The following is a 22,836-nucleotide window of genomic DNA, read 5'->3' on the forward strand; positions in this document are numbered from 1 at the left end:
TTAGTTTTCCTCCTTTTCTAATAGACCACTATCAGACGAAATGACACCATCTCGGATGACGATTTGACGTTTCGCATAGGCGGCAATTTCAGGCTCATGCGTTACCATAATGATGGTTTTTCCTTCTTTGTTTAATTCAACTAAGAGTTGCATGATTTGATTTCCTGTTTTGGTATCTAGGGCTCCTGTTGGTTCATCAGCTAAGATGATAGAAGGATTGTTAACGAGTGCACGTGCTATAGCAACCCTTTGTTTCTGACCACCTGATAACTCCGAAGGTAAATGATGGCTACGCTCAGTCAGTTCAACCTTTTCCAGATACTCTTCTGCTAATTTGCGACGTTTTGAAGCTGAAACTCCCGCATAAATCAAGGGAAGTTCGACATTCTGGAGAGCATTCATTTTGGACAAGAGAAAGAATTGCTGAAAGACAAAGCCAATCTCTTGATTTCGCACCTTGGCTAATTGTTTTTCACCCAAACCAGCTACTTCTTTTCCATCTAGAAAATACTGCCCACTTGAAGGGGTATCCAACATACCAATGGTATTCATGAGGGTGGACTTACCAGAACCAGATGGTCCCATGATAGCCACGAATTCTCCCTCGTGAACTTCAAGGTTAATGTTTTTAAGGACTTGAAGCTCTTGATCACCATTTCGATAACTACGGCAGATATTTTTGAGGCTAATTAGTTGCTTCATCAGTCTTCACCTCTTTTCCTTCTTGCAAGGAAGCTGTCGGATTACTGATGACTTTTGCTCCATCTGTCAGACCAGATGTGATTTCTTGATTTTCTGCATCTGCATTGCCCAATCCAACTTCAACTTTTTTGGCTTTTTGATTTTCATCAAGAATCCAAACATAGTTTTTATCTTCTTCCATGACTACGCTCGAGATTGGAACTATCAATGCTTTACTAGTGCTTTTCACTTCGACACTGACTGTAAAGCCCTGTTTCAAGTCACCGATTTCACTAGTTATATCGACTGTATATGGGTATTTAGAACCTGTGTTTGAACCAGCTAAGCTACTGCTTGCTTCACTGTTATTTTTTGGATAATTTGAAATATAGCTAATCTTACCATTCCAAGTTTTATCTGGGTAAACCTTGGAAGTGAAAGTAACTTCTTGGCCTACAGAAAGATTAGCAAGGTTGTACTCAGAAAGCTCTCCCTTGACCTGCAAGTTATCGTTACTTACGATATGAATTAAAACTTGACTATTTCCTGTTGGAGATTTTGAAACATTACGATTTACTTCTACAACTGTTCCCTCTACTGTACTCAAAACCGTAGCTGCATTCAACTGGGCTTGAGCTTTTTCGAGTTGCGCTTCTGCATCTGCACGCACATCACGAGCATCGCTGATTTGAGAATCAATAGCAGCTGTGGCAGAACCGGATGACTGAGCTTGCGCTTGTCCAGTTGCTCCTTCTAGACCTGCTTGCGGAAGGCTAGGTGTTGCTGCGGCGGTATTTCGAGACTCATTCAGTTCATTGATATGACGGTTAGCTTTAGCAACAGCACGACTGGCAGCATCATAGGCAGCCTGGGCTTCTGTGCTACTATACTTGACGAGAGCCTGTCCTTCGCTGACCTGATCACCAACAGAAACCAAGACCTCATCCAAGTCACCCTTGCTTGCATCATAATAAATGTATTGTTCATTCTGAGCTGTTACGGTACCAGATAAAAGAACCGAAGATGCCACAGACCCCTCTTTGGCAAGGACAATCTTAGCAGTTTCATCCTTTGCTGCAGCTTGATTTGGTTGTCTTAACAGAAGAACAGCAGCTGCTCCCACTACAAGTACTGATGCAACTCCAATAGCAGTAAACAAAGGCCATTTCTTAGCTTTTGACTTTCTTTTCATAGCAATACCCCTTTTATAAATATATATGTTAAGATTATAGCACACATCCTAAAAATGGACAATTGATTTCTCATTATCCAAAAACATTTGCTAAAATCTTTTATTGTTGTATTAGTTATATAATACACTTTCTTTTTTATTTTTGCAAGCATTTTCTTAAAAATTTCAAGCGTAGCAGATTTTTGCATTGACCTCTAAAAAAAGATAGAATATGACTAGAAAACAAGTAAAGGAGCTTTCTATGAGAGAATATGATATTATCGCCATCGGAGGAGGTAGCGGGGGAATTGCTACCATGAATCGTGCTGGTGAACATGGTGCTAAGGCGGCAGTTATTGAGGAAAAGAAATTAGGTGGAACTTGTGTCAACCTCGGCTGTGTCCCTAAAAAAATCATGTGGTACGGTGCTCAAATCGCAGAGAGTATCCACAAATATGGACCTGACTATGGTTTTACAAGTACTGGGAATCAATTTGATTACGCAACGCTTCGTAAGAATCGTGAAGCCTATATTGACCGTGCTCGTTCTTCTTATGGTGGAAGCTTTAAGCGTAACGGAGTTGATTTGATTGAAGGACGCGCCGAGTTCGTTGATGCTCATACAGTCAGTGTCAATGGTGAGTTGATCCGTGCTAAGCACATCGTGATTGCGACCGGAGCACATCCACATATTCCTGCCATTCCTGGTGCTGAACTAGGTGGTAGTTCTGATGATGTCTTTGCCTGGGAAGAGTTGCCAGATTCTGTAGCCATTCTTGGAGCAGGCTATATTGCTGTCGAACTAGCTGGCGTGCTCCATACCCTTGGTGTACAGACTGATTTATTCGTCCGTCGTGAGCGTCCACTTCGTGGATTTGATAGCTATATTGTTGAGAGCTTGGTTCAAGAAATGGAAAATACTGGATTAAACCTCCACACCCATAAGGTTCCAGCAAAACTTGAAGAAACTGCACAAGGTATTACCATTCATTTTGAAGATGGGAGCACCCATACCGCCAGTCAAGTTATCTGGGCAACTGGTCGCCGTCCAAATGTCCAAGGACTTCAACTCGAAAAAGCTGGTGTTACCCTCAATGAACGCGGCTTTATCCAGGTTGATGAATACCAAAATACTGTCGTTGAAGGTATCTACGCACTTGGAGATGTCACAGGTGAAAAGGAACTAACTCCTGTTGCTATCAAGGCTGGCCGTACCCTATCCGAAAGACTTTTCAACGGTAAAACCAATGCAAAAATGGACTACACGACTATTCCAACCGTAGTCTTCTCACACCCAGCAATCGGAGCAGTCGGTCTGACTGAGGAAGAGGCTATCAAAGAGTACGGCCAAGAAAACGTTAAAGTCTATACTTCAAAATTTGCATCTATGTATTCAGCAGTAACTAGCCACCGTCAAGAAGCTCGCTTCAAGCTAGTTACAGCTGGTGAGAACGAAAAGGTAGTTGGCCTTCATGGTATCGGCTACGGCGTTGATGAAATGATTCAAGGTTTTGCTGTAGCAATCAAGATGGGAGCTACAAAAGCAGACTTTGATGCTACTGTCGCTATCCATCCTACAGGTTCAGAAGAATTTGTGACCATGCGTTAATACAAAAAGAGACCATCTTGATCACTCAGATTGAAGAAAAAGCCTATTTAGAACCATTTTCTTCAATCTTTTTCTTTTATTAGAGCAAATTATAAAACACTTAAAAATAGCATCCCATCAGGATTCCTAAGAATTTTCACTATATGGTAACCCAAGCTCCATAAGGGGACTTTTTTTATTACGGATAGGATCTATCTGTGTTCTGAAAAAAAACTAGCCGACTTTTTTGTCTAAATCGGCCGTTACAGATTTGTAACCTTTATTTTTAAAATAGGTTGACAATCGTCCCCCTTCCAGTATAATAGTTACTATAAATGAAAAAAGAGGTTAACTATTTTGAAAAAAGCACATATTTACGCTATTCCTGCTATTGGGGCTGCTCTGATTGCAGTATTAACCCAAATCAGTATTCCAATTGGACCCGTACCATTTACTCTACAAAACTTTGCTATCGGACTCATTGCTACTGTTTTTAGACCAAGGGAAGCCGTTCTCTCTGTTGGTCTCTATCTCTTGCTGGGTGCTATCGGTATTCCTGTCTTTGCTAGTGGAGGAGCTGGTTTTCATGTTTTGGTAGGCCCAAGCGCTGGCTATCTTTGGTTTGACCTTGTCTATGCTGGACTTACGTCCTATCTTATCCATAAGAAAAGTGGCTATATTCGTATCTTTCTTGCAAATCTCTTGGGAGATTCCCTTGTTTTTGTTGGTGGTATTCTCAGCCTCCACTTCCTTGCTGGTATGCCTTTTGATAAAGCACTAGCTGTCGGTGTCATTCCCTTTATCATTCCTGATCTTGCAAAAATCCTTGCCATCAGTTTTATCAGCCGACCACTCCTTCAACGTTTAGAAAACATAAGTTACTTCTCCTGATAAAACTCTAAGCAGTTAAAACTTTCTAACTCATGACAGTAAAAAATATTCAACTTATAATAAAGTTAAACAATAAAAACTAGATGAATAAGAGCCGTGATATAACTCGAATACAGTTAAAATAAAAATCTTTTCGTATGGAAGTCTTTATTAAAACCTGTTATGGGATTGATGCACACCAGAAATCCATTATTTGTTATGTCTTAGGCCAAACACCTGATACCAATCAACCTAAGAAATAATGCAATGTCTTTGGTTTTAGAAACTTTGAAAACTTTAAAACTAGAATCCTCATTGCTTTGAACATCAAAAAGGAGAGAACCAAGTTGGTCCTCTCCAGGTTATAACTTTTCATCAACCCACTACAGTTGACAAAGAGCCATAAAAAAGAGATAAGACAGTAACCTCAGAATAGCTACTGTCTTATCTCTTTTTTTACTTAAAGCCCTTGATAGACTTGACAAATGGTAGAAAAGAGCCGCTTTATTTGTTTTTACGGCTTACAAAGTACAATCCACCAGTAATAACCATCAAAGCAAGTCCTGCAACTACTGTTGCGTTAGATGCTTTTTCACCAGTGTTAGGAAGTTGAGGTTTTTGTCCTGGTTTTCCTGGTTCTGGATCTTTTGGCTTGTTTGGTTCTGGATCCTGTGGTTTGTTTGGTTCTGGGTCTTTTGGCTTGTGGTGATTTACAATATTAGTGCCAATTACTTCAGAAGTATAGCCTTTAGGAACATATGCTTCTTTAATTGCATAAACAATCTCTTTACCACCGTCTTGATAACGATCAAGATCTGTAAACTCATATGTCCAACCACTTGCTGCTGAAGCTGTAGCTGTTTTACCAGTTTCTACACCATTTGCCAACAGCTTAACAACAATTGAGTCTGGACGAATGCCATCTTTGTTGTTAGCATCATCCCAAATCTTTTGACCTTTGACATTGATCTTAGCTGGTGTATGAGTGTTCGTAATAGTGTATTTACCATCTTTATCAGTCACTTCTGTAGTATAGTGTTCAACACTAACTTCTTTCAACTTATAAGTGATTTCTTTACCTTTTTCATACTTAGGAAGGTCTTTAAATTCAAACTTCCAATCAGTTTCTGCTGATACTTCCACTTCCGCAACTACTTGTTCTCCTTTAAGGACTTGAACTGTAATCTTAGTTGGACGTTTGCCGTCTTGGTCATTATTATCATTCCAAACTTTCGTTCCAGAAATATTAATTTTTTCTGGATCATGGCTATTAGTAATAGTAAAGTTGTCGATAAAAGATTTATAGCCTACAACAGATTCTTCTGTTACAGCATATTTGATTTCTTTACCGTCTTTATATTTTGCTAATTTTTCAAATTTAGCAGTCCAAGTTCCGTCTGCAGCAGCTTGGATTTCCCTAGAATCAACCTTGGTACCATCTGCTAGAAGGTTAACTGTAATTGAAGATGGACGTTTACCGTCTTGGTCATTATTATCATTCCAGTTTTTAGTAACTGTGACATCAACTGTTTCTGGAGTGTAGGTGTTTGTGATAATAAATCCTGATGTAGCGTCTCCTGTGACTTCAGAGGTATAACCTGTAACAGGTTCTTCTACTACTGTGTACTTGATAGAGGCACCACCTTTATCAGTATCAAGATTTGTGAAACTTCCAGCCCAATTGTTTGCTACATTGAGTACAAGTGTCTGATTAGTTTCTTGACCATCTGCAAGCAATTTAACTGTAATTGAAGATGGACGTTTACCATCTTGGTTGTCCTTATCATCCCATGCTTTCTTCACAGAAACTGAAGTTTTGGCTGGAGTGTAAACGTTCTTAAATACAAGATCTTTTGCTTCTTTTGAAGCAGTTGCTTTCAATTCAGTTGCACTTACTTTTTCAACTTTTACTTCAACTTCTTGAATAGTTGTGTCGTATGTGACTCCTGGTTCACTTCCAGCAACTTCTGAAATTGTATACTTGTGAGTGCCAACTTGGCTCTCATCATATGAAATTGATGAGAAGGTCACTGTTCCATCAGCTGCGTTTGTTGCTGTTTCAACAACAGTCCCATCTTCTTTCTTCAATTCAAAGCTGTATTTTCCAGCTTCAAGAGTTTTTCCTTCAAGAACTTTCTTAGCTCCAAGAGTTACGCTTGCTGCGCCTGCTGGAGTGTAAACGTTCTTAAATACAAGATCTTTTGCTTCTTTTGAAGCAGTTGCTTTCAATTCAGTTGCACTTACTTTTTCAACTTTTACTTCAACTTCTTGAACAGTTGTGTCGTATGTGACTCCTGGTTCACTTCCAGCAACTTCTGAAATTGTATACTTGTGAGTTCCCACTTGGCTCTCATCATATGAGATTGGTGCGAAGGTCACAGTTCCATCAGCAGCATTTGTTACTGTTTCGACAACACTACCGTCTGCTTTCTTCAATTCAAAGCTGTATTTCCCAGCTTCAAGAGTTTTTCCTTCAAGAACTTTCTTAGCTCCAAGAGTTACGCTTGCTGCGCCTGCTGGAGTATGTGTATTGGTTACATGAGTCTTATCTGCATCATAAGATACAACATAATTATTTTCACCAACAACAACTTCTGCGCCTTCTTTCAAAGGAAGTTCAGTGGAATCTTGAAGTTCACGAACAGAGTAAATTAGTTTGTTTCCATCAACATCATGCCCTGGAAGCTGATTTTTCCACTTGTAAGTATAAACACCATTTGCTTGAGTTACTTCCGGAGTGTAGTTCCCGGAAACACGTTTTGAATCTGCAACAGTTTGTCCTTCTTTATGGACATATAAAGCAAGTTTAACTTCTTTATAATCCGTCGCTTTCCCATTGGCCCATGTCTTTGTTGCTTCAAAGTCAACAGTTTCACGTTTGTTAGAAATATTTAGGGGAACACCCTTTCCATCTTTTATCTCTACTTCAAATTCTTGACTATTCGCTACATAACCCGCTTTAGGGGTCTTTTCTTTTACAATGTATTGACCATCTGAAAGAGCTGGAGAAAGTGCAACACCATTTTCATCAGTTGTTACAGTATAAGTTTCTGATGAATTATTTTTGTTTACAATTTCAAAGACAACACCATCTAATTTAACAGTCGCGTCTGCTTCGTCAAATTTAGTGATCTTAATCTTACCAGTTATATCAGCAGCTACAGTAGCACCAACGGACTTAACAGTTTTCACATTAAAAGTAGATTCCGTTTTAGTCCCATCAACATTTCCATATTTTTTCCAAATAAGCTGTGGCTCATTATCGATTAAGTACTGAGCTGAGTTACTAATCGTAGAAGTATCTGCTGGTGAGGTAGAATCATAGGTCAAGAAAAAGCTCTTTGTTCCCATATTGGTTGGCATGAGCAACTCAAATCCACGTTTCCCATTTGTAAAACGTAGCAAAGCCTTATTATCCGAATCCGCTTGATAAACATCTTCATCTGTTGTAATCTCATAACGTTTACCTGTACTTTTAACGGCAGAACTATTCGTATTCGTAGTTTCAAATTCAGCTTCATTCAATAAGAAGGTTCCTTCTATATAGGTAGCGAAGGCCCCCTTTGAGATGTCATCCGTGATTTTTACAACATGTCCAGTCATATCTTGCTTAGCACGGTTAATTTTCATCTGAAAATGTGCTCTCGCCTTACTTGGATCGTTGTAACCGTACTTACTGATCGTTTCCCCTATCACATCAACTTTATTATAAGTATTAACCTTATAGGTAATTACCTGTGTTTTACCATCAGGTAGGACGTAAGTAACTGTTTTCCCATCTTTTGAGAGTGACTCATTTGCTTTAGCAACAAAGTCTCCTCGAATATTCATCTTATCTTTTACCATGTCACTAAAAGTGAACACTAGTCGATGGTTAGCATTATCAGCTTGAACCGTTCCCATCTTGATGTTTGACGTTGAATCAATCAAATCCAGAGTATCTTCCACCAAATTCAAGTTATCTGGTGCCTTTACAACAAAGTAATCCCCTTCTTTGATTTCATTGACTGCTACATTCGGAAAACTAAACTTACCTGAATATTTCAGTCCCATAGAAGTATCGTTTGCACCATAAATACCCTCAGTTTCACTTCCAGTGGATGCGACACTGATTTTCAAGTTCTCTATTTTGACTTTATCTGTAACATCAGTTGCTGCATGCGCTTTTCCTGACGGAAAGATCAGCAACAAAAATAACAGTGGAAATATTAAAAAGCTGAGATATTTTTTTGTTTTATCCATAAAAATCCTTTCTATTTGATTAAATTAAGTGAGAAATATGTTACATCTATTCAGTAGGCAACACCCCTTTCAATTGCTAAATTTACCAGAAAAAGTCCCTATGGTAGTTGTGATAGTTACTTGCAATGATTAGTATTTTATGACTCAAAATAATGAGGTAATTTAATATGTAATAGAATCTTTAGTTTTATGGATAAAACTATTTAAAAAATGTTCCTTCCTATTATACTATAATTTTTAATATTAGTCCATTCATACCTTTTCAATAACTGAAGTTACACTTTGTCAATTAACGGCATATATTACATGACTAGTGACTCTCATCAAGTAGTTAACTTGAACTTGAATCTTATCTTTCTAATTGAATTTTACAATCTGTATAATTATAAAATTCACCCAATTGTCAAGTCAAGTGCAACAAAGTTGTTCCTCTGATCAAGTGAGTATCTTTCAAATGTCTGAGACAAAATAGTTCTCAGCCACAAAAAAGCTAGAGGCTCCCAATTGTGGAACTCTAGCTTTTTAATTTATGTGACTTTCCTTTCTCTCTAGTGTATCTCAAATTATGGTATTCCTTAGCCGTCCCAAAGAGCCGTTCAATTGTTTCTTTGCGTTTCTTATAGAGCTCTTTCATTTCTCTTTGGTGACGAATCTCCTCACAAAATTCAAGGGCATCTTTCCAGACATGTCTCGTTACTACTTTTTGAAAATTCTTGCTTTGGGTACAAACGGATAATAGGGGGCAGGAAACACATACTTTCGGATTACTCTTATACTCACGGTAGCCTTCTCGAGTGGTAGTGCGATAGCTTAACACTTGATTCTCTGGACAGATATAACAGTCATAACTTGCATCATAAACAAAATTACTAGGCCTTAAGTTCCCCCTTACTCCCTTTGGACGAGTATAAGGGAAAACAGGAACAATGTTTCGCTCTAATAAATAATGGGCAATAGCTGGGGTCTTGTAACCTGAATCCGCAATAATATAGTCTGGGGAGAATGTCTCTAACTTTGAAAATAGGGAAGGGAAGGCCTGACTATCATGAACATTTCCTGATTCAACCGTATAAGCCAAGGCCCAACCATGCTTATCGCAAGCAACTTGGGCAGAATAGGCAAATACTTCCTTGTGTTCGCCCTTATGGAACCAACCACACTCGGGATCCGTTGTTGAGATTTTCTTTTCCTTAGCCTCACTTTCTTTTGCGGGCTTTAAGGACTTTTTTTCGTGTTTTTTCCTATCTAAATCAATCTCAACTGCCAATTCTTCACTCATAAATTTAACTTGTTGGTCTACCATTTCCTTACGGTACTTGTGACTATTAGCTGCCGCTTTGATATGGGTACCATCCACAAATATTTCAGAAGGATCCATTAAGCCAGCATACAAAGCTTGGTTGAGAACTTGGGAAAAAATCTCAGAAATGAGTTCTTTATCTTGAAAACGACGGCTGTAATTCTTTCCATAGGTAGTAAAATGAGGAACCTTATCATCTAAAGTTAGTCCGAATTCAATTTCTCTCATAATTTAAGCATACAGGTTATAACTACTTATTTCTACTTTAGAATTTGTACCACCTCATCCACTATACACACCTTACTATCACGTTTCTGTTCGTAGAGCCACAGTTTAGCTATTCATTCCTCTCCACGCTACATAACGATAGTCAGGCTTGGAAGTCGCTATTGGGTTCATCGGTAAACGGTCGTCCCCACAGAATTTCTCCTCAGATGTATGACATGTCGCACGTCGTACCTAAAAAAGACATAGATAGCCCTTAGTATATGACTATTAGTCTTGTGCAATATAGAACCAAACCCTCTGCTTAAATTATTTATCTATCTTTTTTGGAGGGCAATACACTAATAGATGGTGATGATTATTCGTTTTTGAAGGCATCGACCATCACTTGAAACTCCTCGTTTGAGAGGGTGATTCCTTTCCCCATCTTAGTGTGGTCTGGACTCCAAGCACGAATGTCAAACTTTGCTGGTGCTCCATTAAAGCTGACACGATTGATTTCCTTGGTCCAACCTTTTTCATTCTCTGAGAGCGTAAGTAAGTGTTCTTCGATTTCAAATGTAAATTCTGCCATTGTATTCTCCTTTTAATTGTCTTCACTTGATTATTCGTAAAATCTTGTAGATTTTTTTTAAATTGTATATAATAATGGTAAAAAGAAGGGAGGCTCCGATGAAAGATTTATTTAAACACATTCAACAAAAGTTCCAAGGCTTTCTCAACGAACGAGAAGAACCAGATCATTCCAAAGCTGACTCCCTGACAAGTGCCATTAAAGAGGCGCTCCTGAAAAAAACTGCTGTCCACATTATTTTTTCCGATACGAGTTTTACAGGGGATATCATCAAATATGATACGGACCGCCAGCAAATTATCGTTAAAAATTTTGCAAAAAATGTGACCCGCATTATTCGAATCTCAGATATTCGGAAAGTGAGTTTTGTTCCCTCAACTGTCCAAACTGCCCAAAAAAATCGATTTAAGAAAGAGTGAGATGAGTTTTGTTCATCTCACTCTTTTCTATTAACGAATTTGTTCAAAATGAAGGTGAACAGCAATATGTTCTCCGTAACCACTTCTCTCTAAATCCCGTTGCAAACGGTAAGAGATATAGTGTTCAGCGATGGTAATGTAACCTGCACCAAGCAAGCGATGCTCAACCATTGATTGAATCATGCTGATCGTCGCACGCTCCACTTTTGCCTCTTCTAGATCCAAGACAACTTTCTTAGTTACCTGAGCTAGATTTTGACGTAAATCATCTGTCAAAACATAAACCGTTTGAGCAGCTTTGAGAATGGCTTGATAGATTTTATCTGGATCAAAGTCGGCAACTTGTCCATCACGTTTAATGACTTGCATAGGCTTCTCCTTTTAATTTGTATTTTCTTTAATGTCCGCTAACATTTTTGCTTCTTCTGTTGATAATTCGTAATGTTCCAACAAATCTGGTCTACGCTCATAAGTTTTTTTGAGACTTTCATAGAGACGCCATTGACGAATCTTCTCATGGTGCCCACTCATAAGCACCTCTGGAACCACCATGCCTCGATAATCATAAGGACGTGTGTACTGAGGATATTCGAGGAGTCCAGATGAAAAGCTATCATCTTGGTGACTGGTTTCCTTCCCAATTACTTCTGGTATCAAGCGAACCGTCGCATCAATCATGGTCATTGCTGCCAGTTCACCACCAGTCAAGACATAATCACCTAGGGAAATCTCATCTGTTACCAAGGTTTTGATCCGTTCATCATAGCCCTCGTAGTGACCACAGATAAAGATGAGTTCCTCTTCTTGTGCTAAATCTTCAGCATAGGCTTGATCGAACTGTTTCCCAGCAGGATCCAAAAGGATCACGCGCGGATTTTTCTTTTGAATAGCATCAAAGGCATCAAAGATTGGTTGCGCTCGCAGGAGCATGCCTTGACCACCACCGTAGGGTTCGTCATCGACATGACGAGCCTTTTCAGCATATTCACGAAAATTATGATACTGGATATCTAAAAGTCCCTTTTCACGGGCCTTTCCAACGATAGAATGTTCTAGCGGAGAGAACATCTCTGGAAAGAGGGTTAAAATATCAATCTTCATCGTCTAACCCTTCTAAGAGTTCTACATCCACGCGCTTATTAGGAATATCAACATTGAGCACGACCGGTGGGATATATGGTAAAAGCAGATCACGTTTTCCCTTACGCTTAACTACCCAAACATCATTGGCCCCTGGTTGAAGAATTTCCTTAATGGTTCCAATCAAGTTCTCTCCCTCGTAAACTTCCAAACCGATAATCTCGTGATAGTAAAATTCACCCTCATCCAGGTCATTAAGGTTTTCTTCCGCAACCTTGAGACTGTAGCCCTTGTATTTTTCGATATCATTGATGTGATACATATCCTTAAATTTGATGATATCAAAGTTTTTATGTTTACGGTGACTTGCTATGACCACTGTTCGCACAAATTGATCCTTCTCATCAAATAAGGCCAGTTCTGCACCTTTTTTAAAGCGTTCTTCCGAAAAATCCGTCACTGATAAGACTCTCATCTCACCTTGCAAACCTTGTGTATTGACGATTTTTCCAACGTTAAAGTAGTTCATTTGATCTCCTGTAATTTCCTTATCTCCATTTTCTTCTTACAATTTTTTAATAATATCTACAATTTTCTCTGATTCAGACCACTGTAAATAATGGTGATTCCCTCCTAAAATGAGTTTAGTACTGGAAGTCCAATATTCTGATTCTCTGTACTCTTTTTTTCTATAAGCCTGACAAAAAATAAATACAGGGATACGATCTGCTATTGACATATCCTCAAAATCTTCCTTGGTGATCTCAACAGATACCTGAAACTCTGGATCTTGATTTTCCAACTCTGAGCCTTTTTCTTGCATTATTTCCCAGATTTCTTTGTTAGTTTCAGGGCTAAATGTGGCTTGAATTAAGTTCTTAAAATAAAGTTCAGGGCCGAATTCTTCAATCAGTCTCATCTGCTCTTCCATTTCTGGATAAGGATTTTCTGAAAAATCAGCAAACATGACGTTTTTAGTTGTTGGTTCAATCGCTACTAAGGCCTGACACTTAATTGGTTTTTTGAGTAATTTGCAAGCTACAATTCCACTCAAACTATGTACACAAAGTATATATTCAGAAATCCCTAATTCTTCAAGTACTTCATAAACCGCATCTGTAAGATTATCTAGATTTTTTCCAGCTTGGTCATAAATCAGACTCCTACCTGTGTTTGGAAAATCAATTGTCAAATAACCAATTGTGGGAGGAAGTTTTTCAAGTATAAGTGAAAAATTTTCATAACTAGGTAGCAAACCTGCGCCACTTAAACAAACTAGCACTTTCTTTTGCTTTTGATAAGTAACAGAAAGACTACCAATTTCTGTAGATACTTCAAACCTCTTCATAAAGAAACCACTCATTCTATACAATGATTTATTATATACCCTTACCCTTTATTTTATCACGTTCCAGGGATTTTCACAAGTTGGAGAAAAGAGCAACTATGGATGGTTTCTTGCTAAAAAGCCTTCCAAATCTCGTTCATGCTGATACTTGATGGCTGCCTTCTTGTCTTTTTCAAAAATGGTCTTCGTTAGGTCGATATGGTTGATAGCTGCGATTGCCACTGTGTAGTGAATGATATCTGCCAACTCCTTTGCCAATTCCTCGTTCGAGTCTTGAACCCCCTCTTTTCGACCTGAACGTCCATTTAAAACTTCAGCTACTTCCCCAACTTCTTCTACCAACTTGATAAAAAGTCCTTCTTCTGTTCTAGATTGTTGGTAATGATCAAGTAAGTATTCCTCTAGTTGTCTAACTGTTAAATCTCTCATTCCTTCTCCTTGCAAAAAAAGCGAGACCTTGTCCCGCTTTTCTTATTTTTCGTCAATAACGATTCTTACTTTTTTGTCTTCAGTTGGGACAGAGTAGACAATCGTTCTTATCGCAGAGATAGTGCGACCCTTACGACCAATCACACGACCCACATCGCTTTGGTCAAGATCCAAATGATACTCCAAAAATTCTGGTGTATCTTCAATCTTGATAGTTAAGGCATCTGGTTGTGAAATCAAAGGTTTCACAATTGCAATAATGAGATTTTCAATCGTATCCATCTGTCAACCTACTTTAGAATTATTTAGAGAATTTAGAATCGTGGAATTTCTTCAATACGCCTTCTTTTGAAAGGATGTTGCGTACTGTATCTGAAGGTTGAGCTCCATCAGCCAACCATGCAAGAACGCGGTCTTCTTTCAAAGTTACTTGGTTTTCAGCAACAAGTGGGTTGTAAGTTCCAACTGTTTCGATGAAACGTCCATCACGTGGTGAACGTGAATCTGCTACGTTAATACGGTAGAAAGGTTTTTTCTTAGAACCCATACGAGTCAAACGGATTTTAACTGCCATTTTTAATATCTCTTTTCTTTTATTTTTTAGTTCGGTGAAATAGCTGAGCTATTTAGCACATGTTCTATTATAGCAGATTTCTAAGAGGTGTCAAGAAAAAAACTTGACAGACTTTAAAATTTTTAATGTTTTTAGAAATTTGTTAGGCTAATAGGGATAAATTAGAAAGAGAAAATTTATGAATACTAGTCTAGAGAACATTTACAAAGACCATCAGGTTAAGCCTTATATCTCTCCTGATCGTGATATAGAGGCTTGGCTACTAAATCCCAAGCCTGTTCCCAAGCGAAATATGGAATTACTGGAAGACAATCTTCTGGCAGGAGATATTATCCTCCTCTGGCGAATTCAGTTTGGTACCTTTACCACAGAAACTTGGTTTCCAAAATACTTTGAGTATACTTATGGCATTGATGCCCCAAAACATTTAGAAACGCTTGTTGAAAAAGGCTATGCTCTTGTTGAAACTGCTTTTGATTCGCTGGATCATCTAAATAGCACCATGAAAAAGAATATCCTGAAGAAGAAGGGGGTTACTGGACTTTCCAAAATGAAGGCTGCCGACTTGGATCAAGCCCTTCATGACCATTTTTCAGAAGAGGAATTAGCTAGTCACTTTTCAATTCGCGGTTATAAACTAACTCCAAAAGGTGAACAAGCTCTCAAAGACCATCAAGCAATCATTGACCGCCATCCAAATAAGAATCTTTAATCAACCAAGTCAGGTTGATTTTTTTATAAATCATTTAAAACGCTTATAAAACATTACAATTGTTGACAACCACTTACAGAAGAGGTATATTAGTATTAAAAGGGGGATTTCCTATGTACCAAGAACAACGATTAGAAGAAATCATAAAACTTTTAGAAGAGAGAGGAAGTCTATCAGCAAAAGAAATGGTTGACCATTTTCATGTTTCCAAAGATACCATCCGTAGAGATTTTGCTATTCTCGCAAAGGAAAAGCGAGCGCAACGAACTCACGGAGGTTTGTTGCCAATCCAAAAGCAAAGGATTCTTGGTTATAAAGGTCGAGCAGAACAGTCTTCCAAAGAAAAAGAGAAAATTGCTCATTTAGCTACCCAACTCATTTCTGATTCACAATTAATTTTCTATGATGTTTCAACAACTGTACTTGAGTTAGCAAAAATAACAGATAAAAAAGTTACTATTTTTAGCCATTCATTGGATAATGCACTTGTCTTAGGAGAAAATGAAAATGTCGATTTTCACATTATCGGTGGACGATTTCATAAAAAGAATCGTTTCTATTACTCATTAGAAGAATCCGAATCTTTGAATAGAATTAAATTTGACTTAGCATTTTTTGGTGCAGCTAGTCTTTCAGACGGACAAGTTAGTTTTGAAGATCAAGAAGATGTTCTAATGAAAAAAAGAGCATTTAAAACCAGTAAAATTCGCGTCTTGTTAGCTGAAACCAGCAAGATAAACAAACATTCTCATTATATTCTTTCCGAACTTACTGATTTTGATTATTGGATTACAGACAAAGAACCCGACATAGAAATTCAACAATCTTTAGATGGTAAAACAACTATTCTATTTTAAAAAGGAGAAACATATGTCAGTAATAAAATTAATCATGAGTGATATCGATGGTACCATTTTAGACCAAAATCACCAATTAGACTCTCATTTACTAGAGCTTATGCCACTTTTGAAACAAAGTGAAATTCCTTTTGTTTTAGCTTCTGCTAGATCTCCTCTCGGTATAGCGCCAATTTCGAAAGAACTGGGGATTACAAGTTTTCCAATGGCAAGTTATAATGGTGCTCTCATTAGTATAGGAGATAAAATTCTGAGTCAGCATACTATTAATAAAAAGGAATTACTCTTACTACATGATTTTTTAACAAAAGAATTTCCGACAGTTTCAATTAATGTTTATTCTGGAAAATATTGGTACGTAAATACTTTAGATAAATGGGTAGAAATTGAAGCACAGATTACTGGAGAGAGCCCCAAAGTTACTTCACTAGCAGATTTTCTTCAGGAAGAAAAGAATCTTATTCATAAACTTTTACTAATAGATAACGCAGCTACTATCCAGAAACTTAAAGAGACATTAGCAACCATGGATTTCCCTCAAACTGACTTTTACCTCTCGAAGGATAACTATCTTGAAGTCACACATAATCAAGTCTCAAAAAAACAAGCTCTGTTAGAATTAGCCAACTATTATCAACTATCACTCACTGAAATTATGAGTATTGGAGATAATTATAACGACATTCCAATGATTGAGACCGCTGGACTTGGTGTTGCAATGGGAAATGCTCCTACAGATGTTAAAGTATGTGCAAATAAAGTAACAGATTCTAATGATCAAAATGGTGTAAGCAAGGCTATAAAATTGTATGTACTATCGGAATGATCACAATTGAATATTTGAAATCCACTTTCAATTAGGGTACAATGGTAGAAATGATTTTTGAAAGGATTACCATGAAAAAAATAGCAACACTTCTATTAATCTCAACTTTTGCCCTTGCTGGATGTAGCAGTATCCAACGTAGTCTCCGAGGGGATGACTATGTAGATTCTAGCTTGGCTGCTGAAGAAAGTTCCAAAGCAGCTGCCCAATCTGCCAAGGATCTCAAAGACGCCTTGACAAATGAGAATGCTAACTTCCCACAACTCTCTAAGGAAGTTGCTGAAGACGAAGCTGAAGTCATTCTCCACACCAGTCAAGGAGATATCCGCATCAAACTCTTTCCAAAGCTAGCTCCACTTGCGGTTGAAAATTTCCTAACTCACGCAAAAGAAGGCTACTATAATGGTGTTACCTTCCACCGAGTGATCGATGGCTTCATGGTCCAGACTGGTGATCCAAAAGGGGATGGTACTGGTGGTGAATCCATCTGGCATGATAAGGACAAGACTAAAGACCAGGGAACTGGTTTCAAGAGCGAAATTTCTCCGTATCTCTATAACATTCGTGGTTCTCTCTCTATGGCCAATACTGGTCAACCAAATTCAAATGGTAGCCAGTTCTTCATCAACCAAAATACGACGGATATTTCTGCCAAACTCCCTACGAATAGCTATCCAAAGAAAATTATCGAAGCCTACAAAAAAGGTGGAAATCCTAGTCTAGACGGTAAGCACCCTGTCTTTGGTCAAGTCATCGACGGTATGGATGTTGTTGACAAGATTGCCAAGGCTGAAAAAGACGAAAAAGACAAACCAACTACTGCTATTACTATTGACAGCATTGAAATTGTTAAGGACTGCGATTTCAGTAAAAAATAGGATGACCCTAAAATAAGGAGATGTGAAAATGATTTTATTCTGGGGTTCGAAAGGTTACCAAAAGGTCTTAGGACATACTCAAACCACTATCGAGTGTGGTCACTGTAACAACACCGACACTTGGGAAATTTCAGAAACTGGACGTAAGTTTACCCTTTACTGGATTCCACTCTTTCCTTACGGAAAAACTTATTTCGTTTCTTGCCCGATTTGTCACTACGGCAAAGAAATCCAAAAATCTGAAATTGAGACCTATTTGAATTACTAGCCAAAAAGCCAAGTCACCCAGACTTGGCTTTTTTATGACAACTTATGTCAGCTGATTGAAGTCCCAGATTTGGTCCATCCAGCCTTCATAGAAGTCTGGTTCGTGACAAACCATAAGGATAGAACCCTTGTATTCTTTCAGAGCTCGTTTGAGTTCGTCCTTGGCATCTACATCCAAGTGGTTGGTAGGCTCGTCTAGTACAAGGACATTGTTCTCACGATTCATCAAGAGACAGAAGCGCACCTTGGCTTGTTCCCCACCTGACAAGACTTGAATCTGGCTTTCGATATGCTTCGTTGTCAAACCACAGCGGGCAAGAGCTGCACGAACTTCTGCTTGATTGAGCGCTGGGAAGGCATTCCATACCGCTTCTAGTGGTGTTTGGCGATTGCCTCCTTCCACTTCTTGTTCAAAGTAGCCAAGTTCTAGGTAATCACCACGTTCAACTTCCCCAGCAATTGGTGGGATAATTCCTAAAAGACTCTTCAAGAGGGTTGTTTTCCCGATACCATTGGCACCGATGATGGCAACCTTTTGATTGCGTTCAAAGGTAAGATTTAATGGTTTTGTAAGTGGGCGGTCGTAACCAATCTGCAAGTCCTTGGCTTGGAAGATAAAGCGTCCAGGTGTACGAGCTGGTTTAAAATCAAAGGACGGTTTTGGTTTCTCACTTTGAAGCTCGATAATATCCATCTTATCCAATTTCTTCTGGCGGGACATGGCCATGTTTCGAGTTGCGACACGCGCCTTGTTTCGAGCCACAAAATCCTTGAGGTCTGCAATTTCTTTTTGCTGACGTTCGTAGGCTGCTTCCAATTGCGATTTCTTCATGGCATAGACTTCTTGGAACTGGTAGTAATCTCCAGAGTAGCGTGTCAACTGTTGATTTTCAACGTGATAGACGATATTGATAACGTCGTTGAGGAATGGAATATCGTGAGAAATGAGGACAAAGGCATTCTCATAGTTTTGAAGATAACGCTTGAGCCAGTCGATATGCTCAGCATCCAAATAGTTAGTTGGCTCGTCAAGCAACAAGATATCTGGTTTTTCAAGAAGGAGTTTGGCCAAAAGTACCTTGGTTCTTTGCCCTCCTGACAAGGCTGTTACGTCTGTATCCATACCAAAGTCCATGACACCAAGAGCACGCGCTACTTCATCAATCTTAGCATCCAAGGTATAGAAGTCACGACTTTCCAAACGGTCTTGGAGTTCTCCAACTTCTTCCATCAATGCATCAATATCAGCGCCCTCTTCTGCCATTTCCATGTAGAGTTCATTGATTCGTGCTTCGGCTTTGAATAATTCGTCAAAGGCTGTTCGGAGAACATCACGCACAGTTTGGCCTTCTTTAAGCACCGCATGCTGATCTAGGTAGCCAGCTGTCACATATTTAGACCATTCCACCTTACCTTCATCAGGTAACATTTTACCAGTCACGATGCTCATAAAGGTTGATTTTCCTTCACCATTGGCACCAACTAAGCCGATATGTTCACCTTTAAGGAGGCGGAAAGATACATCTTCAAAAATCGCACGGTCACCAAAACCGTGACTCAAATTTTTAACTTCTAAGATACTCATTTTAATTCCTTATCTTGTTTTTATGTAGTAGTTTATAGAGGATCCAAGCTAGGTAGCCACCCAAGGTATTGGTCCACAAATCATCAATCTCAAAGACCCGATTAAAATCAAAGAAAAAGTCTAAAGCTAGCTGTGTGCATTCGATTCCCAAGCTCAATAAAAAGCTAAACAAAATCACTTTCTTCGTTTTTCTTAATCTAGGATTGAGATAGAGAAGCTGGAAAATCAATGGAAAAAGCAAGAGGATATTTAAGGCATTCTGCAAAAAAATCCAAAACAGCTGTAAAAGGCTGGTTACTTCTCCAAGTTTCCAAAAGGAGTTAAAAGGCGTCAAAAGAAAAACCAGGCGTCCAAGATGTTGAATACCTGGAGTTTCCACTCCTGTAGGAAGTTGAGGTTGGGGAGTAAAGCAAAAACAGACGATACTAAGACTGTATAAAATCACTCCAAAGCTTAGTAATGTTTTTCGATTCATCTTATGGATTTACTTCAGCTACTGCTTTTTGACGATCACGCTTCATGGTATTTGAACGCAACTGTCCACAAGCCGCATCGATATCTGTACCATGTTCCTGGCGAACGACACAGTTGACACCTTTTTTCTTGAGTGTATCATAGAAGGCCATGACACGCTCTTTAGGGCTTCGGCGATACTGATCATGCTCACTAACTGGGTTGTAAGGGATCAAATTGACATAAGACAATTTCTTAATGTTCTTAAGCAATTCTGCCAACTCAAGTGCCTGTTCTACTCCGTCATTGACTTCATTTAGCATGATATACTCAAAAGTTACACGGCGGTTGGTTGTTTCGATGTAATACTCGATAGCTGCAAAGAGCTTTTCAATCGGAAAGGCACGGTTAATCTTCATGATGCTTGAACGCAGTTCATTGTTTGGAGCATGAAGAGAAACAGCAAGGTTAACCTGTACTCCTTCATTAGCAAATTCACGGATTTTGTGAGCCAAGCCAGAAGTTGAAACAGTGATATGACGAGCACCGATAGCCATTCCCTTATCGTCGTTGATAGTACGGATAAAGTTCAAGACGTTATTGTAGTTATCAAATGGCTCTCCGATACCCATTACAACGATATGGCTTACACGTTCATCTTGTCCACGTTCGTCGAAATATTTTTGGACTAACATAATCTGCGCAACAATTTCTCCATTATTGAGGTCACGTTGCTTCTTGATCAAGCCTGATGCACAGAAGGTACAACCAATATTGCAGCCTACCTGAGTGGTTACACAAACTGACAAACCGTAGTGCTGGCGCATCAGTACAGTCTCAATCAACATACCATCAGGCAACTCAAAGAGGTACTTCACAGTACCATCGGCTGACTCTTGCACAATGCGTTGTTTCAAAGGATTTACCACAAATTGATCATTGAGTTTGGCAATCAAATCCTTAGACAAGTTGGTCATTTCTTCAAATGATTGAACACGTTTACGGTAAAGCCATTCCCAGATTTGATCAGCACGGAATTTCTTTTCTCCCTTCTCCAAGACCCACTCTTGCATTCCTTGACGTGTTAAACTATAAATAGATGGTTTCATCTTTTCTCCTTATTTTCTAGTCCTTCTTACGGATAACGAAATGACGTTGCCCCTTATCTTCTTTCTGAGATTTCTGTTCTTTTGAACGGCGTCTATTTCTCTTATCTGTATGATTTTTTTTCTTACTTTGAGAAGTCTTTTTCCCTTTGCGAGAGTCCTTTTCTTCCTCTTTTTTACGCATTTTTTGGTCAAATGGTGCTCGTTTAGGAGCTTCATTTTCTAGAACAAAATAGGCACAACCATAGCTACAATACTCAAGTAGGTAGTCTTGCAAGCGACTAATTTTTTCTAAAGACTCTTCAGCTCGTTCATTCTTATAAAATCCCCGTAAGCGTAACTGCTCATTACTCCAGTCTCCTACGATATAGTCGAACTTGGTCAAAACTTCTGAAAAACGTTGAGTAAAAGCTGTTGCATCAAAAGCATCCTTGCTATTTTCAACTAGAGTAAAAACAAAATCTTCAGCTTCCACTCTGTTTCCAGTCAGTTGAAATTCGGGACCAGGGAATTTATTGTAATTATATAATTCGGGTGCAATTTCTTTACGCATAATCTTCCTTTTTCAACGATTACTTAATACTCTATTCTACCATATTTTCGCCACATTTTCACCTTTAGTATTAAAATGAAAAAAATCTGACGATTTTAGCATTGATTAGCTGAAGGTTACTCCATTTTTAAAACAAGAAAAAACTGGGAATTCCCAGTTTTTTAATGATTACATATAAAGGAACTTGAAGAGCATTACTGCTGTAATACCAGCTGCAATCGGTGCAACTACTGGTACCCAAGCATACCACCATTTTGAATCACCCTTGTGTTGACCAAGGATTGATTTTGGAAGGAAGGCATGAAGGAGACGTGGTCCAAAGTCACGAGCTGGGTTCAAACCAGGTCCTGTAGGTCCACCAAGAGAGGCAACCAATGCCATAACCAAGAAACCTAGTCCTAAGTGAGCTACAGAAAGGCCTGCAGCTGTATGTGGTGCCACTTGTGCTTTAACAGCGATTTGTGATAAGTCAAGTGTTTGGCCAGATTGGCTAGCCATCTGTTTCATGTATTGGAGCACTTCAGCACCAAAAAAGTTCTTTGTCATACCAAGTGCTGCAAAGAAGAGAACGAATGAACCAACAAACTCGTTGATAAAACCGTTAACTGTTGCTGCAAAGCGTGATTCTTTTGTACCTTGGTCAATACTTGAAATTGTTGAGAATGTTCCCAAGATATTGTTTGCTTTTTCAGTTTGCAAGTAGTATGGACGGTGAGTTGCAACAACCAAGGCTTGTCCGAAGATTGCTCCCAAGACTTGTGCAACGATGTATGGTACTACTTGTGCCCAAGGGAAAAGTCCGCTAACTGCTAGACCAAGAGTGAAGGCTGGGTTGATGTGGTTACCAGAAACATTACCAAACATCAAGGCAGGGATCATAACCCCCATACCGTAACCAACAGCGATAACGAGCCAGCCACTTTGGTGACCTTTCGTACCTTTAAGTTCAACGTTGGCAACTGCACCATTTCCCAAGATGATCAAGATGGCTGTTCCCAAAAATTCAGTGGCATATTTGACTGCCCATGTGAAATCCATTGATAGATTCTCCTTAATATTTTTTAGACAATCCCTATTCTATCAATTTTTAAGCCTTTT

24 protein-coding genes and 1 pseudogene are annotated in these 22,836 nt (G+C 38.8%); 8 read left to right on the top strand and 17 right to left on the bottom strand.

What is annotated here, in order from left to right; translation table 11 throughout:
• Together O3633_RS02155 and O3633_RS02160 are read right to left on the bottom strand one after the other, a co-directional pair.
• On the bottom strand, window positions 1–702 hold the full coding sequence (locus O3633_RS02155; protein WP_371620214.1) for an ABC transporter ATP-binding protein: 702 nt from the start codon (window positions 700–702) through the stop codon (window positions 1–3).
• Window positions 686–1,873, bottom strand: a complete 1,188-nt coding sequence (locus tag O3633_RS02160) for an efflux RND transporter periplasmic adaptor subunit (protein WP_371620215.1) — start codon at window positions 1,871–1,873, stop codon at window positions 686–688. Before O3633_RS02160 ends, O3633_RS02155 begins: the two co-directional genes overlap by 17 nt.
• Window positions 1,874–2,114: 241 nt before the next feature.
• Between O3633_RS02160 and gor the strand changes: the two genes are divergently transcribed.
• Together gor and O3633_RS02170 are read left to right on the top strand one after the other, a co-directional pair.
• Window positions 2,115–3,461 (top strand): glutathione-disulfide reductase, encoded by a 1,347-nt coding sequence (gene gor / locus O3633_RS02165; protein WP_371620216.1) that lies wholly within the window; start codon window positions 2,115–2,117, stop codon window positions 3,459–3,461.
• A gap of 336 nt (window positions 3,462–3,797) precedes the next feature.
• A complete protein-coding gene (locus O3633_RS02170) occupies window positions 3,798–4,331 on the top strand; it encodes a biotin transporter BioY (protein WP_371620217.1) in 534 nt (177 codons plus the stop codon).
• Between the two features lie 483 nt (window positions 4,332–4,814).
• Here O3633_RS02170 and O3633_RS02175 read toward each other — a convergent pair whose 3' ends face one another.
• From O3633_RS02175 to O3633_RS02185, 3 genes and pseudogenes are all read right to left on the bottom strand, one after another.
• On the bottom strand, window positions 4,815–8,552 hold the full coding sequence (locus O3633_RS02175) for a Cna B-type domain-containing protein (protein ID WP_371620218.1): 3,738 nt from the start codon (window positions 8,550–8,552) through the stop codon (window positions 4,815–4,817).
• A 532-nt stretch (window positions 8,553–9,084) separates the two neighbouring features.
• Window positions 9,085–10,062, bottom strand: a pseudogene (locus tag O3633_RS02180) (IS1182 family transposase); the annotation flags it as partial.
• Between the two features lie 373 nt (window positions 10,063–10,435).
• A complete protein-coding gene (locus O3633_RS02185; protein WP_000807424.1) occupies window positions 10,436–10,651 on the bottom strand; it encodes a YdbC family protein in 216 nt (71 codons plus the stop codon).
• A gap of 98 nt (window positions 10,652–10,749) precedes the next feature.
• Here O3633_RS02185 and O3633_RS02190 point away from each other — a divergent pair, with 98 nt between their 5' ends.
• On the top strand, window positions 10,750–11,070 hold the full coding sequence (locus tag O3633_RS02190) for a hypothetical protein (RefSeq protein WP_371620219.1): 321 nt from the start codon (window positions 10,750–10,752) through the stop codon (window positions 11,068–11,070).
• A 30-nt stretch (window positions 11,071–11,100) separates the two neighbouring features.
• Here the strand turns inward: O3633_RS02190 and O3633_RS02195 are convergent, their stop codons facing one another.
• The 7 genes from O3633_RS02195 to rpsP all read right to left on the bottom strand — a co-directional run bounded on the left by O3633_RS02195 (window position 11,101) and on the right by rpsP (window position 14,501).
• Window positions 11,101–11,439: an ATP cone domain-containing protein gene (locus O3633_RS02195; protein WP_001196044.1), complete on the bottom strand. Its 339-nt coding sequence runs from the start codon at window positions 11,437–11,439 to the stop codon at window positions 11,101–11,103.
• Between the two features lie 12 nt (window positions 11,440–11,451).
• On the bottom strand, window positions 11,452–12,171 hold the full coding sequence (trmD, locus tag O3633_RS02200; RefSeq protein ID WP_371620220.1) for a tRNA (guanosine(37)-N1)-methyltransferase TrmD: 720 nt from the start codon (window positions 12,169–12,171) through the stop codon (window positions 11,452–11,454).
• Window positions 12,161–12,679: a ribosome maturation factor RimM gene (gene rimM / locus O3633_RS02205; protein WP_371620221.1), complete on the bottom strand. Its 519-nt coding sequence runs from the start codon at window positions 12,677–12,679 to the stop codon at window positions 12,161–12,163. Before rimM ends, trmD begins: the two co-directional genes overlap by 11 nt.
• Window positions 12,680–12,715: 36 nt before the next feature.
• The gene (locus O3633_RS02210) at window positions 12,716–13,498 is read right to left on the bottom strand and encodes an alpha/beta fold hydrolase (protein ID WP_371620222.1); all 783 of its coding nucleotides are present in this window, start codon (window positions 13,496–13,498) and stop codon (window positions 12,716–12,718) included.
• Between the two features lie 96 nt (window positions 13,499–13,594).
• The gene (locus tag O3633_RS02215; RefSeq protein ID WP_371620223.1) at window positions 13,595–13,927 is read right to left on the bottom strand and encodes a MazG nucleotide pyrophosphohydrolase domain-containing protein; all 333 of its coding nucleotides are present in this window, start codon (window positions 13,925–13,927) and stop codon (window positions 13,595–13,597) included.
• Between the two features lie 42 nt (window positions 13,928–13,969).
• Window positions 13,970–14,209, bottom strand: a complete 240-nt coding sequence (gene kphA, locus O3633_RS02220; protein ID WP_000379617.1) for an RNA-binding protein KphA — start codon at window positions 14,207–14,209, stop codon at window positions 13,970–13,972.
• Between the two features lie 19 nt (window positions 14,210–14,228).
• A complete protein-coding gene (gene rpsP / locus O3633_RS02225) occupies window positions 14,229–14,501 on the bottom strand; it encodes a 30S ribosomal protein S16 (protein ID WP_000268760.1) in 273 nt (90 codons plus the stop codon).
• 178 nt (window positions 14,502–14,679) lie between these two features.
• Here rpsP and O3633_RS02230 point away from each other — a divergent pair, with 178 nt between their 5' ends.
• The 5 genes from O3633_RS02230 (at window position 14,680) to O3633_RS02250 (ending at window position 18,042) form a co-directional block, all read left to right on the top strand.
• Complete coding sequence (locus tag O3633_RS02230) at window positions 14,680–15,213, top strand: hypothetical protein (protein WP_371620224.1); 534 nt, start codon at window positions 14,680–14,682, stop codon at window positions 15,211–15,213.
• Window positions 15,214–15,326: 113 nt separating this feature from the next.
• Window positions 15,327–16,070, top strand: a complete 744-nt coding sequence (locus O3633_RS02235) for a DeoR/GlpR family DNA-binding transcription regulator (protein WP_371620225.1) — start codon at window positions 15,327–15,329, stop codon at window positions 16,068–16,070.
• A 13-nt stretch (window positions 16,071–16,083) separates the two neighbouring features.
• Window positions 16,084–16,896, top strand: coding sequence for an HAD family hydrolase (locus tag O3633_RS02240; RefSeq protein ID WP_371620226.1), 813 nt, complete (start codon window positions 16,084–16,086; stop codon window positions 16,894–16,896).
• A 71-nt stretch (window positions 16,897–16,967) separates the two neighbouring features.
• On the top strand, window positions 16,968–17,774 hold the full coding sequence (locus O3633_RS02245; protein WP_371620403.1) for a peptidylprolyl isomerase: 807 nt from the start codon (window positions 16,968–16,970) through the stop codon (window positions 17,772–17,774).
• 28 nt (window positions 17,775–17,802) lie between these two features.
• Window positions 17,803–18,042 (top strand): zinc-ribbon domain-containing protein, encoded by a 240-nt coding sequence (locus O3633_RS02250; protein WP_371620227.1) that lies wholly within the window; start codon window positions 17,803–17,805, stop codon window positions 18,040–18,042.
• A 42-nt stretch (window positions 18,043–18,084) separates the two neighbouring features.
• On the opposite strand, the gene abc-f is transcribed toward O3633_RS02250, so the two are convergent.
• The 5 genes from abc-f to gla form a co-directional block, all read right to left on the bottom strand.
• Window positions 18,085–19,626: a ribosomal protection-like ABC-F family protein gene (gene abc-f, locus O3633_RS02255; protein ID WP_371620228.1), complete on the bottom strand. Its 1,542-nt coding sequence runs from the start codon at window positions 19,624–19,626 to the stop codon at window positions 18,085–18,087.
• A gap of 1 nt (window position 19,627) precedes the next feature.
• Window positions 19,628–20,101 (bottom strand): VanZ family protein, encoded by a 474-nt coding sequence (locus tag O3633_RS02260; protein WP_371620229.1) that lies wholly within the window; start codon window positions 20,099–20,101, stop codon window positions 19,628–19,630.
• 1 nt (window position 20,102) lies between these two features.
• On the bottom strand, window positions 20,103–21,188 hold the full coding sequence (gene rlmN / locus O3633_RS02265) for a dual-specificity RNA methyltransferase RlmN (RefSeq protein WP_371620230.1): 1,086 nt from the start codon (window positions 21,186–21,188) through the stop codon (window positions 20,103–20,105).
• Between the two features lie 16 nt (window positions 21,189–21,204).
• Entirely contained in the window at window positions 21,205–21,738 is a 534-nt protein-coding gene (locus O3633_RS02270; RefSeq protein WP_371620231.1) for a YutD-like domain-containing protein, read from the bottom strand.
• Between the two features lie 168 nt (window positions 21,739–21,906).
• The gene (gene gla, locus O3633_RS02275; RefSeq protein ID WP_371620232.1) at window positions 21,907–22,776 is read right to left on the bottom strand and encodes an aquaglyceroporin Gla; all 870 of its coding nucleotides are present in this window, start codon (window positions 22,774–22,776) and stop codon (window positions 21,907–21,909) included.
• Window positions 22,777–22,836 lie beyond the last annotated feature (60 nt).

This window comes from Streptococcus sp. 27098_8_22, assembly GCF_041432415.1.
Classification (GTDB): domain Bacteria; phylum Bacillota; class Bacilli; order Lactobacillales; family Streptococcaceae; genus Streptococcus; species Streptococcus pseudopneumoniae_M.

Bases quoted from the DNA above. Each gene is read 5' to 3' on its own strand.
- trmD (WP_371620220.1), bottom strand. From the start codon at position 12,171: ATGAAGATTGATATTTTAACCCTCTTTCCAGAGATGTTCTCTCCGCTA.
- rpsP (WP_000268760.1), bottom strand. From the start codon at position 14,501: ATGGCAGTTAAAATCCGTTTGACTCGTATGGGTTCTAAGAAAAAACCT.
- O3633_RS02235 (WP_371620225.1), top strand. From the start codon at position 15,327: ATGTACCAAGAACAACGATTAGAAGAAATCATAAAACTTTTAGAAGAG.
- O3633_RS02270 (WP_371620231.1), bottom strand. From the start codon at position 21,738: ATGCGTAAAGAAATTGCACCCGAATTATATAATTACAATAAATTCCCT.
- O3633_RS02185 (WP_000807424.1), bottom strand. From the start codon at position 10,651: ATGGCAGAATTTACATTTGAAATCGAAGAACACTTACTTACGCTCTCA.
- rimM (WP_371620221.1), bottom strand. From the start codon at position 12,679: ATGAACTACTTTAACGTTGGAAAAATCGTCAATACACAAGGTTTGCAA.
- O3633_RS02160 (WP_371620215.1), bottom strand. From the start codon at position 1,873: ATGAAAAGAAAGTCAAAAGCTAAGAAATGGCCTTTGTTTACTGCTATT.
- gla (WP_371620232.1), bottom strand. From the start codon at position 22,776: ATGGATTTCACATGGGCAGTCAAATATGCCACTGAATTTTTGGGAACA.
- O3633_RS02250 (WP_371620227.1), top strand. From the start codon at position 17,803: ATGATTTTATTCTGGGGTTCGAAAGGTTACCAAAAGGTCTTAGGACAT.
- O3633_RS02210 (WP_371620222.1), bottom strand. From the start codon at position 13,498: ATGAAGAGGTTTGAAGTATCTACAGAAATTGGTAGTCTTTCTGTTACT.
- O3633_RS02195 (WP_001196044.1), bottom strand. From the start codon at position 11,439: ATGCAAGTCATTAAACGTGATGGACAAGTTGCCGACTTTGATCCAGAT.
- gor (WP_371620216.1), top strand. From the start codon at position 2,115: ATGAGAGAATATGATATTATCGCCATCGGAGGAGGTAGCGGGGGAATT.
- kphA (WP_000379617.1), bottom strand. From the start codon at position 14,209: ATGGATACGATTGAAAATCTCATTATTGCAATTGTGAAACCTTTGATT.
- O3633_RS02260 (WP_371620229.1), bottom strand. From the start codon at position 20,101: ATGAATCGAAAAACATTACTAAGCTTTGGAGTGATTTTATACAGTCTT.
- rlmN (WP_371620230.1), bottom strand. From the start codon at position 21,188: ATGAAACCATCTATTTATAGTTTAACACGTCAAGGAATGCAAGAGTGG.
- O3633_RS02245 (WP_371620403.1), top strand. From the start codon at position 16,968: ATGAAAAAAATAGCAACACTTCTATTAATCTCAACTTTTGCCCTTGCT.
- O3633_RS02215 (WP_371620223.1), bottom strand. From the start codon at position 13,927: ATGAGAGATTTAACAGTTAGACAACTAGAGGAATACTTACTTGATCAT.
- O3633_RS02240 (WP_371620226.1), top strand. From the start codon at position 16,084: ATGTCAGTAATAAAATTAATCATGAGTGATATCGATGGTACCATTTTA.
- O3633_RS02175 (WP_371620218.1), bottom strand. From the start codon at position 8,552: ATGGATAAAACAAAAAAATATCTCAGCTTTTTAATATTTCCACTGTTA.
- O3633_RS02190 (WP_371620219.1), top strand. From the start codon at position 10,750: ATGAAAGATTTATTTAAACACATTCAACAAAAGTTCCAAGGCTTTCTC.
- O3633_RS02230 (WP_371620224.1), top strand. From the start codon at position 14,680: ATGAATACTAGTCTAGAGAACATTTACAAAGACCATCAGGTTAAGCCT.
- abc-f (WP_371620228.1), bottom strand. From the start codon at position 19,626: ATGAGTATCTTAGAAGTTAAAAATTTGAGTCACGGTTTTGGTGACCGT.
- O3633_RS02155 (WP_371620214.1), bottom strand. From the start codon at position 702: ATGAAGCAACTAATTAGCCTCAAAAATATCTGCCGTAGTTATCGAAAT.